Annotated in this window: 10 protein-coding genes and 2 pseudogenes; 8 read left to right on the plus strand and 4 right to left on the minus strand. The window is 39.7% G+C overall.

What is annotated here, in order from left to right; genetic code table 11:
- The first annotated feature begins 17 nt into the window (after positions 1-17).
- The 3 genes from P4S71_RS10080 to P4S71_RS10090 all read left to right on the plus strand — a co-directional run bounded on the left by P4S71_RS10080 (position 18) and on the right by P4S71_RS10090 (position 2,185).
- Positions 18-992, plus strand: coding sequence for a transposase (locus tag P4S71_RS10080; RefSeq protein ID WP_337150599.1), 975 nt, complete (start codon positions 18-20; stop codon positions 990-992).
- Positions 993-1,378: 386 nt separating this feature from the next.
- The gene (locus P4S71_RS10085) at positions 1,379-1,693 is read left to right on the plus strand and encodes a hypothetical protein (RefSeq protein ID WP_096792269.1); all 315 of its coding nucleotides are present in this window, start codon (positions 1,379-1,381) and stop codon (positions 1,691-1,693) included.
- Between the two features lie 84 nt (positions 1,694-1,777).
- Entirely contained in the window at positions 1,778-2,185 is a 408-nt protein-coding gene (locus tag P4S71_RS10090) for a hypothetical protein (protein ID WP_442961666.1), read from the plus strand.
- 50 nt (positions 2,186-2,235) lie between these two features.
- On the opposite strand, the gene P4S71_RS10095 is transcribed toward P4S71_RS10090, so the two are convergent.
- From P4S71_RS10095 to P4S71_RS10105, 3 genes are all read right to left on the minus strand, one after another.
- Complete coding sequence (locus P4S71_RS10095; protein ID WP_337150601.1) at positions 2,236-3,390, minus strand: tryptophan 7-halogenase; 1,155 nt, start codon at positions 3,388-3,390, stop codon at positions 2,236-2,238.
- Positions 3,391-3,403: 13 nt separating this feature from the next.
- On the minus strand, positions 3,404-6,406 hold the full coding sequence (locus P4S71_RS10100) for a LodA/GoxA family CTQ-dependent oxidase (RefSeq protein WP_337150602.1): 3,003 nt from the start codon (positions 6,404-6,406) through the stop codon (positions 3,404-3,406).
- A 570-nt stretch (positions 6,407-6,976) separates the two neighbouring features.
- Positions 6,977-9,019: a glycoside hydrolase family 97 protein gene (locus P4S71_RS10105; protein WP_337150603.1), complete on the minus strand. Its 2,043-nt coding sequence runs from the start codon at positions 9,017-9,019 to the stop codon at positions 6,977-6,979.
- A gap of 161 nt (positions 9,020-9,180) precedes the next feature.
- Between P4S71_RS10105 and P4S71_RS10110 the strand changes: the two are divergent.
- The 3 genes and pseudogenes from P4S71_RS10110 to P4S71_RS10120 all read left to right on the plus strand — a co-directional run bounded on the left by P4S71_RS10110 (position 9,181) and on the right by P4S71_RS10120 (position 12,690).
- A pseudogene (locus P4S71_RS10110) lies at positions 9,181-9,806 on the plus strand (methylamine utilization protein).
- Positions 9,796-11,027 (plus strand): annotated as a pseudogene (locus tag P4S71_RS10115) (hypothetical protein). The pseudogenes P4S71_RS10110 and P4S71_RS10115 overlap by 11 nt, the downstream one beginning before the upstream one ends.
- Positions 11,028-11,091: 64 nt before the next feature.
- Complete coding sequence (locus P4S71_RS10120; RefSeq protein ID WP_337150604.1) at positions 11,092-12,690, plus strand: methyl-accepting chemotaxis protein; 1,599 nt, start codon at positions 11,092-11,094, stop codon at positions 12,688-12,690.
- A 74-nt stretch (positions 12,691-12,764) separates the two neighbouring features.
- Here P4S71_RS10120 and speE read toward each other — a convergent pair whose 3' ends face one another.
- The gene (speE, locus tag P4S71_RS10125) at positions 12,765-13,628 is read right to left on the minus strand and encodes a polyamine aminopropyltransferase (protein ID WP_337150605.1); all 864 of its coding nucleotides are present in this window, start codon (positions 13,626-13,628) and stop codon (positions 12,765-12,767) included.
- 198 nt (positions 13,629-13,826) lie between these two features.
- On the opposite strand from speE, the gene speA reads away from it, so the two are divergent.
- Both speA and P4S71_RS10135 read left to right on the plus strand, forming a co-directional pair.
- Positions 13,827-15,707, plus strand: a complete 1,881-nt coding sequence (gene speA / locus P4S71_RS10130) for a biosynthetic arginine decarboxylase (protein ID WP_337150606.1) — start codon at positions 13,827-13,829, stop codon at positions 15,705-15,707.
- Positions 15,708-15,768: 61 nt separating this feature from the next.
- Entirely contained in the window at positions 15,769-16,641 is an 873-nt protein-coding gene (locus tag P4S71_RS10135; protein WP_337150607.1) for an acyltransferase, read from the plus strand.
- Position 16,642: the final 1 nt, after the last annotated feature.

Here is a 16,642-nt window from a genome sequence, read left to right on the forward strand (position 1 = left end):
TATAATCAGGGTGTCACATGGCCATCGCAAGAAAACGACAAATAAGTTTGATTGATACAAAATACTACCACTGTATTTCGCGTTGCGTGCGCCGTGCTTTTTTGTGTGGTGAAGACCACTTTACTGGTCAATCTTACGAGCATCGCAGAGGCTGGGTTGAAGATAAGTTACTGGAATTAGCAAAAATATTTTGTATTGATGTATGTGCTTATGCCGTAATGAGTAATCACACCCATTTAGTATTGTATGTTGATGATAAGAAAGCGAATAGGCTGAATGATAAAGCGATTGTTATTCGCTGGCATAAGCTGTGTAAAGGCACCGCTCTTACACAAAAATACATACAGGGCGAAAAGCTAAGTAAAGCTGAACTTATCTTTTTTAACCAAACAGTAAACCAATACCGCGAGCGCCTATCCAATATTAGCTGGTTTATGCGGTTACTAAATGAAGATATAGCCCGCAGAGCAAATAAAGAAGATAATTGCACAGGCCGCTTTTGGGAGGGGCGCTTTACGTCTCAAGCATTATTAGATGAAGCAGCCCTTGCTGCCTGTATGGCCTATGTTGATTTAAACCCCATTAGAGCAAAAATGGCAGAAACGCCCGAAGAGTCAAACCATACCAGCATCAAGCAACGCATAACACACGCAAAAGAAGGTAAGCAACCAAAACCACTACTGCGCTTTGCAGGCAAGCCTCGTCAAACAATGCCAAAAGGGCTGCCGTTTGAGCTTAAATCGTACCTTGAGCTTGTTGAATTAACAGGACGAATAATACGAGAGGATAAACGCGGGTATATTGATAATATGAACCTTCCTTTGCTTGAAAGGTTAAATATATCCCCAGAAAACTGGTTAAAACTGACTACGCAATTTACACGCGTATTTCATGGTGCTGTTGGCAAGCCAAGCTCACAAGTAAGTTATTGTGAAAATCTAAACAGAAAGCGGCGGGTGAATATCAGTAACTGCGAAAAGCTACTGGCATAAAACGTAAGCTACTCAGTAAAACTATTCAGTAATAAATCACAACTGCACCATGCAGCTATTTCCATGCGACGAATTTAATTTTAAGCGTTCTAATTTGTTTTTTACGGATGAAATGCAAATAACCGAGCAGTGAAAGATAAATTTTTAACAAAAAAATCAAATTTAATAGCAACGTTTTGTTTGTTCAATTGAAGTGGCTGTCTAGTTTAGTTGTTGATAAACTAGACATATATGGACGCTCCCTTGAAGTCAAGACGAGCTGGTGTATAAACATCAAAATTGATGCCTTTATTTTATTATCACGTATCTCATATCACAGTGAGAAAAAAGAAAGGACAGGCACAAGTTTTTTTGTTGGGGCTAACCCTGCGAGATAGGTGAACAATATGAGAAAGATTAAATTGATGACGGATTATGATTGCTATCCGTTATGGGAAGAGTTCAGTGACGGCGTGGATAATATAGCACCATCATCACTGCCAATATCAGAGAGTTTAGCTGCAAGAATTGATGCTTGGGGCGACGAATATGATAAAACAATGAACCGTGAAACCCCTGCAACTTCTGGATTCAGCAATGAGCAAGCTCTAGTTGCGTTTGAAGAGGAAGGTGAAATGCTTTTCGCTGAGCTAAAGCAGGAGTTGAATGAGGAATTTGCCGTTACTTACTTCAGCACACACTCAAATAGTTTGAAATCATAATGAAAGAAAAGAAAAGAAAAGAAAGGACAGGCACAAGTTTTTTCGCAAGATATGTCGCGTACTTACAATAGCCTTAAGCAACTAATGCAAACAACTGATGCAAACAATGGAATTACGCGTTATAGCTATAATGGGCAAGGGTTACCAATCGTTATTCAAGATGCTAACGGCAATAACATTGTGGCAATGTACAATGCACTTGGTCAAAAAGTACAGGTAAACGATCCAAATCAAGGTATTACTAATTTTCAATATAATGGTGTTGGTGAATTACAACATGAATCCCGAGCGGATAATAAAACCATCAGTTATGTAACCGATGTACTTGGGCGCGTTACTCGACGCATCGCAACAGGTGAAAATACGTTAACGTATATCTATGATGGCGCTACTTATGGCCTTGGGCAGTTAAATCAAACTGCAGGTAATGGCGTAACAAAAAATTACGCGTACGGTAGTCGAGGCCATCTTAGGGTAATCACCCCTAGCTAAAGTAGCTTTAGTCATGAAAGATCAACACTCTAGCGTAAAAATAATCATGGTTATGCTTTATATTGATGTCTGCGTTGCCAAAAAGGCATTTTAGACCAGCGCTGTTCTTGGTTATAAAAGAAATGTTGATGGTGTAAATAATGACGCCATATTTGCTCTATTTGCTGTTGGTAAGTTTTATTAAAGTGCTGTTGTATATCATTGTCGATAATTTTTAGTATATTTGATTTTTTAAGCAGTAATGCGAGTTGCATCGCATTTGCCATTGCGTTAAAAATTCCTTGTGATGACAAGGGATCAAAGCTTATAGCTGCATCACCTAATGCGGCCCATTGTTGACCTGAAAAGTTGTTCAAACGTGTTGAGTTAGCACTTACAATGCCCTGTAAATTTAGCGTTTTTTGATTGTCATTTAGTAATTTTGCGAGTGATGAGTGTTGTTGAGCATACTTAATAAAGTATGCTGGATCGCGATGCAGCCCCTTAGGCATTAGGTCTGAATCAGTTTGGAAGGCTAAAACACGCCGCTGGTTTGGAAGTGGAGCACTGTACCACCAACCATTATTAGTTGAGTGAATATTGCCCAGTTTATTTTCGCTATTGTCATCTAAAGTTGCCCAACATGATATGAGGCGATCACTTTGCTGGCGATCGGTATACTTTTTGGCAAAATGTGCTTGGCGACCAGTTGCATCAATAACGAATGGACATACTATGGTTACTTCCTGATCTTCATTTAAGTCTGAATTTATAAGTGTAATATGCCAAGAGTTTTCTTTGTATTGACTGTTAATTAATTTAGCGGGCCAAATGCATTCTACGCCTCGCTGTTGGGCTTTTTCACGTAAAAACAACTCAAACCTTTTTCGGTCTAGTCGCCAGCCGAAACCATCAGGGTTATTGAGGTTATCTGCAATGTGCAGGGCTTCTTGACCCCAACTTATTTGCATTCCGGCATTAGGCAAATGATGAGGAAGTGCAATATCCGTTTCTAATCGGCTTTCAAATTCAGTTAGTAAGTTGAGTTGTTTTAAAATTCGTCTTGCTGCGGGTGCTAAGCACTCTCCAATACGTTCTTCAGGAGATGCTGATTTATCGATAAGCGTCACCTTATAAGAATCGCACAAAGCAAGCGCGGCAATACATCCAGCCACGCCAGCACCAATGATCACAACACTGTTTTTTGCGTCCTCATTTTTAATCATTGGCATAGCGATTTCAACGTCCTTTGATGCGATGAAAACGGTTGGCTTTTTCGGTCACGCCTAAATCTACTTTGCTTCGATTATGAGTCAAATCTACAGAGAGAGTAACGTTACTATGTTGTATTGCTTTACTGGCTAAGTTAACTAAACCTTCGCCTGCTTTATTATGAGGTAGCATGCCTACCTGCATAGTGTTGGGGAATTGTTCGTCGTTAATAGCACCAGTATGTGTTTGTACAATAGCAAGTTCTGCAAAGTGCTCAACCATACTATTTATTTGGTTGGTATAGGTTGCAGGGTTACCATGTAGGGGCAAGTCATCAAGCCAATCTGTTCTATATGCAAACGCTTGCTGGCGGGTACTATCAGATAATGATGTATCAAGAACCTGTTGATAGCGTCGTTGATTCATTATTTGATTGGGAACACGAGCTGGCCAAAATGTGGGTAAAAATGGGTCATACTCAGAGCTATAACCATCGCGACAACTGGCCGTGTCAGTTTGCCATGGAATAGCCATCCAACGTGTGATCCCTCCTGCTACTTGGCCACCAAACAAAGGGCCTTTTGCTAAAGTATAAATATCATGATTCATAATAGGCCCATAATAACAATGATCACTTTGTGTATCAGGTAATGCATGTTTTAGTCGAAATGGAGACATATACATTCCGGCCGTTCGCATTGGCCAAGTCATCTCACAGCCTGGATGAAATGCATCAGCAAGGCAAAACTCCATTGCACCACGCGTTAGCTGTTCAGGCTGTTCGGCAACAGGGTAGTCATCAATAGTTGGTGGCTGAGTTGGCACAGGGCAGCGTGATTGTGGTTTGTAATCATTAATGAAATCACCTTTTACCCACTGGTCTAAAAACGACAATTGTAAATTAGACAAAGTCGCATGCTGGCGTACTGAGCCTGTTGGAGGGATGCTAATAGCGTCACCATATAACCAAGGCCATAGTTGAGGTGCTTGTGCACCTGATACATCAGTTCGACGAAAGTTATTAGATAAAGTCCGGCGGAGCTCTTGATATGCAGGTGATGGGTCACTAAGTTTTGCCAACCATTCTGGGGTCGTATAATCAAATTGACCACCCCAGCCGAATGCACCAGCAAAGCCGCTATTAACCCACTGTAAATTGGTCATCCTAGAAAATATAGGTTGAATATCCTCTGTGAATGATGGGCGTTGTGGTCGTGCTAGCATGCTACTATTAACAGCAACATCGCGCATTAAATCCCACATAGTACGAACTGATTTTTGCATAGGCGCATAATCAGGCGGCGCACAAATGACCCAAGCTGGTTCAACTCTTAATGCAACACCATTATGAACAACCTCGGCAGTAATTGGGCCATCGGATATATCGTCATACCAACCTTCGTTGTTGGCGAAAGTTACCGCAATATCGCCTTTTAAATTACGGGCAACACCATGTCCTCCTAACATTATTAATCGACCGTGGTTATCGCTGCGCATCTCGCCTAAGTAGACATCTTCGTCCATAAACTTACCAATAAAGTTATGTTCGTTTTTGCTATTTACGTTTTTACCACTTAGCTTGCGCTGACCACCATTAATATGAAGTTTATCTCGGTCTGCTACATTATTATTACGCAGTAGCGAAGGTGGAGCGTCTGCGGCTTCAGGAATATCTAAAGCAATTTGAAACTCGTACCAAGATGATTTTTGATTGGCGAGTTGGGCGTGCCATGTGATATCTGCATTATCTAGTGTAATCTCTTTTATAGCCTTACCTGCAGCGTTAAAACCATAAATTCTAAACTCTGCAGCTTGGCGTTTAAGTGCACCGCTTTTATCGCGATACGCATATTCGTCACTATTGGGAACTGGTTGAGGTTGCTGCGGACCAATAAAATAATCGTCCTTGCTGTTGCCAACGCGCATTACGCCAATAGGAGGGTAAATTCCGGCATAAACAATACATTCAGAATCCGCTTCTTGTGCTTGTTCTGGATTGAAGTTAGTTAATTTAGTTGGCTCTTGTAGCTGTTGTCCGTTAGCTGTGTGACGTGCTTTTGCACTGGCTACATAGGCTGACTTTCGTGCAAGTGCAATACTGCCAAGTGGTTCATGGGCGGCTAAAGTACGCCAAATATTAAATGCCAAGTTACTACCAAGTTCGGCTTGGCCAATTGCTGTAATATTTTGTTGTGCTAGATGTAGACGAGCAATACACACATAAGGACTTTGTTGAGTGCTCCATACTGCTTGAGCGTCATCGAGTGGCATTGTTTCTGGATTTGTACGTAGTTGTACCTCAAACCGGAATTTAGCACTCCCTTCTCGTAATCGTCGCTGTAAATCTAAAGCAAGGTAATTGTTATCAACGCATGGCGCGCCGACTTCACTCTCTTCAGGAACTAAGCGATATTTAACAATTTTTTGATCACCTAGCTTGAATGGCAAAATAGCCCAATATTTGGCACTTAAGCAGCTCGATTCAACTTTTTGCATGTCGTTTAGGATGTTAGCAACGTCACTATTTTTAGGGTCATTTAGGTAAGCATCATAATCTTTATCAATCACACCTGCTGTTGTAAATTGGCACATCTGTTGCGCATTTTTAGTGAAAAAACGATCCATATTTTGAAAAATAAAATCAGCGGTATTGCTTTCACCAATTAATTTATCTCCATTGACCGCAAACAACTTCATTGCTAAACCAAGTGTGCTGTGTAAATCGGGGGAGGAGGGAGTGGTATCACTCGAAAAACGTATGGCGCATTCATATTCACTTTTAGAAAAAATACCAATTTTGAATTGCGGGTCTATGTCTGGATTAATTTTAAACTTACCGTATGCGATGCCATGTTGCTTTCTAAAAACGGCACGTTGCGCAGGTTGTTGACCTTTATCAATACGTGGTACTTGGCCGAGGCCAACAAACATCTCAGTTAAACGTCTACAGGCTTGTTCAACACTTTCATTATCTGACCAACAAGGTATGTTGTTAGCTGATGGTTTTGTTGGATTTTCTTTTTTAGCCATTGTAAGTATTCCTTTTAAGCTATTGAGATATAAATTGGTTTTGAGAAAATATTGTATTTTTATTAATTTCAGCTGCGTGATTTTTACGAAAAAAAGAATAAAACTACCGTTGTTATTTGTTTTCAATATTGCAGTCGGAATGCTGTGAGATTGGCAATCGAGATTGCAAGAAATAGGTATTAAATGCCTAAGCTGTATGAGTAACCACTTTTTATGTTCTTCTTCGTTTTAGCTGCAACTTAGGATTATTGTTATCCAATACTAATTTTTTTATGTGGAATTATTGATAAAGGTAGATGATGCCGCTAAAGAAATCTATTACAGAGTATTACAGCAAATAGCATATCTAAAAAAGAATAGGTGAGGCTGACAAAGGGTTATTTAAAAAGTGTGTGTTTGGTTTGTAGGCAAGGCTGCGCCTAATGTACATGGTTATCCCTCATAAATACCAAGTAAGTGCACGCTGCCATTTAAGTTACAAGCTTCGCACCGCGATTAAATAGCACCTGGGTTGAATTTCAATCTTGAAAAGCCAATAGCCCAGGTTACTTGGTATATTTTTTGTGTTATTTAAAGTGCTTTAAAGCGAATTGCTGTACCACCACTTGTTGCTAGTTTTAAAGTAAGCTTATCGTTTGCAGTTACAATACGTTTCTCGATAGCTAAATCGTATGGGTTATTTTTCCACTCGGCATTTTCACCGTCTTTATAAATTTGTGCTTCAAATTTTTTGCCTTGATCTAAAAAATCGAGTTTTACTTTAATCGTACGGGCTTTTTCATCGGTAACGGCACCCAAGTACCAATCGTTTCCTGAGTATTTACCACTTTTACGCTCTTTGCGGGCAAATACAATAAAGTCTCCTACTTCGCCATCTAGGGCAATACTTTGCTGCCAATCGGTGGGAACATCTTGGATAAATTGAAATGCGTCGGGCTTCGCTAAGTAATTTTTAGGTAAGTCGGCCGCCATTTGAATTGGGCTATACAAAACAACATAAAGCGCCAGCTGTTTGGCAAGTGTAGTTTGTGGGCGATTTGTGTCATCACCTAAGCCATTAAAGCTCATATCAAAAATACCAGGTGTAAAGTCCATTGGGCCTGCAAGCATGCGGGTAAAGGCAAGCATTGGTATGTGTTCAGGTGGATTAGGCGGGGAGCCCCATGCGTTAAACTCTTGTCCACGTGCGCCTTCACGCGCAATCCAATTGGGGTAGGTACGGCGCAGACCCGTATCTTTAATCGGCTCGTGGGTATTTATACTAATTTTATGCTTTGCGGCAAGTTTTATGTTGTAAAGATACTCGTTAACCATAAACTGGCCGTCGTGCCATTCATGACGAGCTATGCCGTTTTCATCTATGCGTTTAATATTCCCGCCATCAGCTACGTAACCTGTTTTTACCTGGCTTACGTTTGATTTTTCGTAAAGAGCAAAGGCGTCTTCCATTTGATCACGATAGTTGCTCACATTACCTGACGTTTCGTGATGACCAATGAGCTGAACGCCTTTCTCTTTGCCATATTGTGCAAGTGTTGCAATATCAAAATCGTCATAAGGTTTTGTAAAATTAAATACATCGCCATTAAAATACCAATCACCATCCCAGCCAATATTCCAGCCTTCAACTAATACGCCATCAAAACCGTGTTGTGCTGCAAAATCCATATAGTATTTAGTTGTTTTTGTGGTTGCTCCGTGTTTTTCGCCGCTCCCCCACGTTTGTGTTTCTATGTGCATTCCCCACCAAATACCGACGTATTTACCAGGTTTAATCCACGATACATCGTCGAGCTTATTTGGCTCGTTTAAATTTAAAATAATATCCGAATTAACTAAATCAACAGCATGTTCGCCCATTTGGATTGTACGCCACGGGGTATTGAATGCGCCTTGTTTTTTAACTGCAATACCGTCTGACCAAGGTGTTAAATCTGCCTGAAATGTACCAGGGCGACGCTGATTAAGTACCATGGCGGCGTAATCAACAAGTGCAGCTTCGTGAATACTTAAATGTATGCCATCTTTATTTTTAAAGGTAAATGGAGTGTGCACTAAAGCTGCGTCATTAAGCGGGGTGGTGTTATAAACATACTCATAACGATTCCAACCGCGAGCAGGTATCCACCATGCTGTTGCATTGTTACTGTCGGCTATTGCAAACTCGGTAAGCTCTTTGGTTATTTCTGTTTTTTCGAAACCTATTTGTTCAGGCACTTCGTACCTAAAGCCAATACCATTATTAAAGGCTCTAAATTTTACGGTGAAAGTACCACCTTGAGGCTGTGATTTATTAAATGTTACGGCAACTTCATTATGCTTATCAGTCACTGTTTGGCGCTCACCCCAAGGCAGCTGCCATTGAGTATTAACGGTTTGTTTTTGGGTTTTTGCTATTTTAAAGCCTTCGCTAAAAGGTGCTTGTTGTTTAAATTCAAACCCTAGAGCGGAGCTAGTTATTACTGGTCTGTTTTTAAAATCAATAGAATATGTTGGAGTATTTAGTTCGTCTGATATAGTTATTTTTATATTGCCATTAGGAGATTGCAACGTCGCTGTTTGAGCAAAACAACTGCTCGAAAAAGCTAAAAGTAAAAGTGTTGATGTTCTCATTATGAGATCCTTGGTATGCCAGTATGAATTAACCAGCATAAAGGCAGTTATTAAGGAATACGAACTTCTACATACGTATTCAATGTTATAAAAAATAGAAAGAAATAAGTAATCTAACCGGTCTATAATATAAATAAGTTGAAAATAAGAATGGTAAGCGAATGATTAAGTATTTAATTTTTATAATATCAATGGTTTTAAGTTGGCAAGCAGCGGCAATTCAAATAACAATTAAAAATACAAAAGATGAACCAATGGCGAATGCCGTCGTGTGGCTAACTGCAAAAAACACTTCAGAAGTAATCATTGCACCGGATGCGCCTTATGCAATGAGTCAAAAAACAGAGAGTTTACACCACGCATTTTAGTTGTACCGCAAAACGCTAAAGTGGAGTTTCCAAATGCAGATTCTATTATGCATCATGTGTATTCGTTTTCTAAGGCTAAAACATTCGAATTAAAGCTATATAAAGAACAACCTAAAGCGCCCTTGGTGTTTGAGCAAACCGGTGTTGTAGAGCTTGGGTGTAATATTCATGATTGGATGTTGGGTTATATCGTTGTGGTTGATAGCACTATTTTTGCTATTACCGATATAACAGGAAAGGTTGATTTAGCAGCACCTTTAGGAGAATACACTCTCAATGTATGGCATTCAGGATTTGGTGATATTAGTAATGTTGAATCAGAGAGTGTAACTGTAAATTCAGCCCCACTTACTTATAAAATAAAGCAAACTATAACCGAACAAATTGATTTTGCCACGGACGAATTCGATGATTACTAATAACTTACTAAAGCTGACACTGCTGTGTTGTATTGTATTTTTAGTGGTGCGTTAAGTGCACAGGTAAAAGGCTTAATACAAGTTAGAGCAGTGCAAGGTGATGATACGCTTAGTTTTCAAGAGGGCGGTATTGGATTGTATCGGCACGATGCTAAAAGCGATGAGCTTATTTTATCACAAGGTATTTTAGATTTTAATGTTGATTTAGCATCTAGTTGGTCGGCTCATGGTGTACTGAATATAAATCAAGACCCTGATGTGGCTTTAGGTTTAACGCAAGCTTACATAAAGTACCAACCGTTATCTAACAGTAACTATAAATGGCATGTACGTGTAGGTGGCTTTTATCCATTAATGTCTTTAGAAAACCCAGATATTGGCTGGACGTCGCCATATAATTATACAAATTCAGCAATTAATAGTTGGATTGGTGAAGAACTACGTACTGTCGGAGTTGAGGTTACTATAAAGCGACCTGCAAAGCGTTTTAATAGTGCACATGGCTTTAGCGTTATAGGAGCTACATTTAAAGGAAATGATCCCGCAGGTACATTGCTCGCATGGCGTGGTTTTGCATTACATGACAGGCAAACAACATTTAACGAAGGCGTCAGGTTTGCACCTATAGCAGCATTAAATGAATCCCAATTACGTTGGCAAGCTAACCAAGTATTACCGTTTGAAGAGGTGGATGGTCGCTTTGGTTATTATGTGGGTATGCACTGGGATTACTTAAAACAATCACAATTTCGAATTTATTATTATGATAACAATGGCGATCCGACCAAGCTTAATATTAGCTCAGGACAATATGCGTGGGATACTCGGTTTACCAGCGCCGCATGGCTCTATAAGTTAAATAAAAAAACACGCCTCATTGCGCAAGTATTAAGTGGTAAAACTGAAATGGGATATAATGCGTTAATAGACAATACATACTATAGTCATTATTTAATGATTAGTCATAAAGAAGGTAAGCACAGAGTATCGTTGCGTTATGATTATTTTAAAGTTACAGATAACGATACCACTGTATTTGACCCTAATGGCAGTCATGGTGAAGGTATAACTGCAACATGGCGTTATCAGTTGAGTGAAAAGTTACAAATAGGTGTTGAAGGAGCTACTCTTAAAAGTGTAGTTGAAAATAGAGCTGCAATTGGTTTTAAACAGTCTATTTCACAACAGCAAGTAATGCTTAACATGCAATGGAAATTATAAATTTAATGCATGTGTTGCCTTTTTAAAACTTAGTTATAGTGTGTAATCCCGTCAGGAGTGATAAATGAATTTGCATAGTATTCGCGTTAAAGTTTCTTTTCCTATAGTGATTTTAGGAATTGCAGTATTGTCGTTAATTATTGGCTACACCCATTTAATTAATCTACAAAAAAATGCATTGGATGTGCAATCTGAAAAATTTATTAAGGCAACTTCACTCGCATTAAATGCGGATCGTGACTTATATCAAGCTAAGCTCGCAGAGTTAAACTTTGTTTCGCATACTAATGATATTGAAAAATATAAGGCAGACTACAAAGAAAATGCAGCGCAAGTAATACAAAAATTAAAGCAATATCTGGAACTTCTCACTGATTTTCCTGAAATCAAAAATGAATTTAGAAGTTTTGATGCTACTTTTAACGCTTGGTTTAATGCTTCTAACGATTATATGGCTGATAAGAGTGAGGCAAAACAGTTTGAATCGGAACAGACATTTGCTGATTTAAGAGTAAGGCTTGACCGCGCTGGAGAGTTAGCTGAAAAAACTTCCGAACAAGAAATTAATAAATTATCCGAAAAAATAGAGTCGACTAAGTTGATGATGTTAGTTTTCGTTATAATTATTTTATTAATAGCCGTTTGGTTTAGCTATATAATACCTAAACAGTTAACGCAACAAATTAATTATGTTACAGAACGTATTAATGATATTGCATCGGGGGATGGTGATTTAACGGGGCGTATACAAGTAACATCTCAAGATGAGTTTGCAGATCTTGCTACTAGTTTTAATGGCTTTTTAGATAATTTACAGCAGCTCATTCGCGATATTTTAGAGCAATCAAAAGAACTAAATACGTTAGGTGCAGAGCTAAGTAAGGTTGCGAATCAAAATAACAGTGTAAACCAAGCTTTAGGTCAGGCTTCTGAGTCTATAGTCAGTGCTGTACATGAAATGAGTGTAGCAAGTAGAGAAGTTGCAGGAGTTGCTCAACAATCTTCGAGTGAGGCTGATAACTCTTTAAATTTGGCGCAACAAGGTTTAACTGCCGTTGCTAATTCGAGCGCTCGTATTGTTTCTCTTTCACAAAATATGGATCAGGCGATGGCGCGCTCAACTGAACTACAACAAAGTTCAGATAACATAGCCAAAGTATTAGAGGTTATTCGTGCTATTGCGGAGCAAACCAATCTATTAGCATTAAACGCAGCAATTGAAGCAGCACGTGCTGGCGAATATGGCCGAGGGTTTGCTGTTGTTGCTGATGAAGTCAGAACGCTTGCAACACGTACACAGGTCAGCACTAACGATATTCAACAAATGATTGAGCACTTTGCGACAAGTGTTGAGCAATCTATAAAAGCAATTGATGAAGGAAAGCAGTTTGCTGATGATGCTGTGGGGTCATTTACTCAAACTAATGATGTACTTAATGCAATGCAAAGCTCGTCAACTAAAGTGAACGATATGGCAATGCAAACAGCGCAGGCTACAGAAGAGCAAACTACGGTCGCCGACGAAATAAGTCAAAATTTATCATCACTAAATGATCAAACTGTTGAAGGTGTTGCACTTGCACGAACAACTGAAGATGTATCTAAAAAAATGGAACAATTAACCGATGAGTTAAATCGTTTAGTGCATCGTTTTAAAGTTTAAACAGTGAGCTATTAAAACAATCAGGGGCCTATTAGGGCCCCTTTTTAATGCAATTTATATCTAAGTGAATGGGACTATTTTTTATCGAATGCGCGTTTCATGTAGTTAGGTGTAGCGAGTGCACCATGGTGAATACCGCTGTTGTAGTATTCACTTTGCTCGGCTATTTGTGCTGCGCCGTCTTCTCTGAAACCGTTAAATGCTTGTGATTTACGTGCAAGTGTTACTGACCATAAACCGCTTGGGTAAATTGGTTGTGGGAATGGCAGTGTTTGTAAATCGTTAAAGCCTACGCTTAGCATTGCTTCGCGCATTTCAACTAATAATGGCATGTGCATAAGTGGCGATTCACTTTGTTGTACTAAAATACCACCTGAGCGCAGTGCATCTAAACAGCTTGTGTAAAACGCATGGTTAAATAAGCCCTCACCTGGACCCACCGGATCGGTGCCATCAACAATAACCACGTCGATAGATTCGCCAGCGGCTTCGCGCATGTATTTAATACCGTCGTCAAACATAACCGTTGCACGGGCGTCGTTGTTAGATTCACAAAGCTCTGGGAAGTATTTTAACGACATTTGCGTCACTACTTCGTCGATATCTATTTGCGTTACAGTTTCTACGCCTGGGTGTTTTAATACTTCGCGTAAAGTACCGCAGTCGCCGCCGCCAATAATAACCACGTTTTTAGGGTTTGGATGCGCTAAAAGTGCAGGGTGGCTGATCATCTCATGATAAAAGAAGTTTTCGCGGGTTGTGACCATAGTACACCCGTCGATGATCATTAAATTACCAAAGTCTGTGGTTTCAAACATTTCTACCTTTTGAAAAGGAGACTGTTTTTCATCTAACTTTTTATTAATACGTAATGAAAATGCGCTGCCATCGCGGTCGCTAATTTCAGTAAACCACTTACTTTGATCTAAATTTGCCATAGTTGCTATTACACTTTTTAGGTTGAGTATGAAAAAGGGGCAATTCTGCCAGTGCTTGGCGTTTTGCTCAACGACATTTTAACTGATTTAACGAATAAAGTTAGTTAGGAGTGAGTGAAAGTTCAATTTTTGTTAGCCTAGTGGATAGTGACGTATTAAAATGCGGCTTTATACCTAATTGACTAAAGAAGAGTTGCCATGACCTGGGGTTTAGAAACAGCACGCGCCACTTATAACGTTGCTCATTGGAGTGATGGTTATTTTGATATTAACGCACAAGGCGAACTGGTAGCTTACCCAGATGGCGACCAAACAAAACCGGCCATTTCTTTAACGCAATTAACAGAGCAGTTTAAACAACAAGGTTTAACGTTGCCGGTTTTAGTGCGCTTTACCGATATTTTAAAAAATCGTGTAGACACACTTACTAACGCGTTTACGCAAGCGCGAGCAAATCGTGAATATAACGGTAAATACACCTGTGTTTACCCAATAAAAGTAAATCAGCAACGTTCTGTAGTCAGTAAACTATTAGCGCATCCAAGCGGACTTGTTGGCCTAGAAGCAGGCTCAAAGCCAGAACTTATGGCTATTTTGGGCGTAGCAAAAGAGCCAATTACTATTGTGTGTAACGGCTATAAAGACAGTGAGTTTTTACGTTTAGCGTGTATTGGTCAAGCAATGGGCCACAGCGTAAAAATTGTGGTAGAAAAGCTTTCAGAATTGACCACACTACTTGAAGAAATAGACAACCTAGGCATTGAACCGGCTATTGGTATTCGCATTCGCCTAAACTCAGTAGGTAAAGGCAAGTGGCAAAACACGGGCGGCGAAAAAGGCAAGTTTGGTTTAACGGCAGGCCAAGTACTAAGTGCTGTTGAAGTGCTTAAAAAGCATAATAAGCTGCACTTAATGCAAATGGTGCATTTTCATATTGGTTCTCAAATTGCCAATATTCGTGATATTCACCGTGCCTTACGTGAATGCGCACGCCACTTTGCTGAGCTTACACAATTAAATGTACCGTTAAATACCGTTGATGTGGGCGGCGGCTTAGGCGTTGATTACGAGGGCTCTGGCTCACGCAGTGCGTGTTCAATGAACTACACAGTAGAAGAGTACGCGCGTAATGTAGTGAATGCATTTGCAGACGTGTGCGACCAACATAACCTTACCCATCCGGCTATTATCACCGAATCTGGGCGTGCTTTAACGGCTCACCATGCGGTATTAATTACCGATGTAATAGACGTAGAAAAAGCGCCAAATCATTTAAATCCAGAGCCACCGCTTGAAAATAGCGCATTAGTGCTTGATGAAATGTGGCAGTGTTTACAGCGTTTAAACCCGCGTATGGCATTAGAGATTTATCACGACGCTATGCACTTATTTAGCGAAGCGCACGATCAGTACGTGCATGGCTTAGTAAGCATGCTAGAGTGGGCAAAAATAGAGCAGCTTTATTTTACTATTTTACATCGTGTACGTGCATCGCTTAGTAATAACGCGCGCGCGCACCGTGAAGTGCTCGACGATTTAAACGAAAAGTTGGCCGATAAACTCTTTGTTAACTTTTCATTATTTCAGTCATTGCCTGATGTATGGGGTATTCAGCAGTTGTTTCCGGTGATGCCAATCGAAAATTTAACTCAGCCATTGACTCAGCGCGCGATTATTCAAGATATTACCTGTGACTCTGACGGGCAAATCCGCGAATACGTTGAAGGTGCTGGTATCGAAACTAGCCTACCAATACCAGAATATAAACACGGCGAGCAATACCATATTGCGATGTTTATGGTGGGCGCATATCAAGAGATTTTAGGTGATTTACATAACCTATTTGGTGATACCGATTCGGTGCATGTAGAGCTTAACGACGAAGGTTATGTGTTAACCAATGCCATAAAAGGTGATAGCGTTAAGGATGTATTAAAGTTTGTTGACTATGATAGCGCCATTTTAGCTGACAACTTTGCGTACCAAGTTAATAAACTTGATGTATCGATGCAGTGTAAACAAGGTTATTTAGCTGAGCTTAATGCAGGCCTTGAAGGTTATACCTATTTTGAAGATTAATTTGTAAGCAACTGAAAGCGCAGTATTAGTTGCTGCGCCATGTTTAAAGGAAGTAGAAGTAATGTCAGTTATTCGCGGTGTACTTAGTATTATTTTGTACGCAATAAACACACTCTTTTGGTTTGTGCCTATTTTTATTTGTGGGCTTATAAAGCTTATCCCTATTAAGCCACTGCAAAAATTAATGAGCTGGGTTGCTAAACAATGTGCAACTATTTGGGTCACTTTTAATAGCTTAAATCAAATGTTATTTACGCCAACAAAACTTAACGTAACTGGCCTTGAAGACCTAAAACTAAAAGATTGGTACCTAGTAATAGCAAACCACCAAAGCTGGGTCGATATTTTAGTATTACAGCGCGTGTTTAATCGTAAAATTCCATTTTTAAACTTCTTTTTAAAAAAGGAGCTTATTTATGTGCCCATTTTAGGCTTGTGTTGGTGGGCGCTTGATTTCCCGTTTATGACGCGCACAAGTAAAAGCCAATTAAAAAAGAATCCAAAGCTGCGTGGTAAAGATTTAGAAACTACGCGTAAAGCCTGCGAAAAATTCAAAGAGATGCCAGTAAGTGTGGTTAACTTTGTTGAAGGCACTCGTTTTACTACGCAAAAGCATGCGCGCCAAAATAGCCCGTTCCCACATTTATTAAAACCAAAAGCGGGCGGTATTGCTTTTGTAATGCAAGCAATGGGCGAGCAAATTACTAAAGTGGTTAACGTCACAATTCATTACCCCGATGGCATCCCTACTTTTATGGATTTTGCTGGTGGTAAGGTAAAAAATATCAACGTAGACGTGGAAGTAAGGCCGGTAAGCGAAGAGCTTATTGGTGACTACACCGGTGATTCTGAATTTAGAATTCGCTTTCAAAGTGAGTTAAATCGTTTATGGGAAAATAAAGAGCAAACATTGCAATCGCTCGAAAAACCATAAA

This window comes from Pseudoalteromonas sp. B62, assembly GCF_037162565.1.
Lineage (GTDB): Bacteria > Pseudomonadota > Gammaproteobacteria > Enterobacterales > Alteromonadaceae > Pseudoalteromonas > Pseudoalteromonas fuliginea.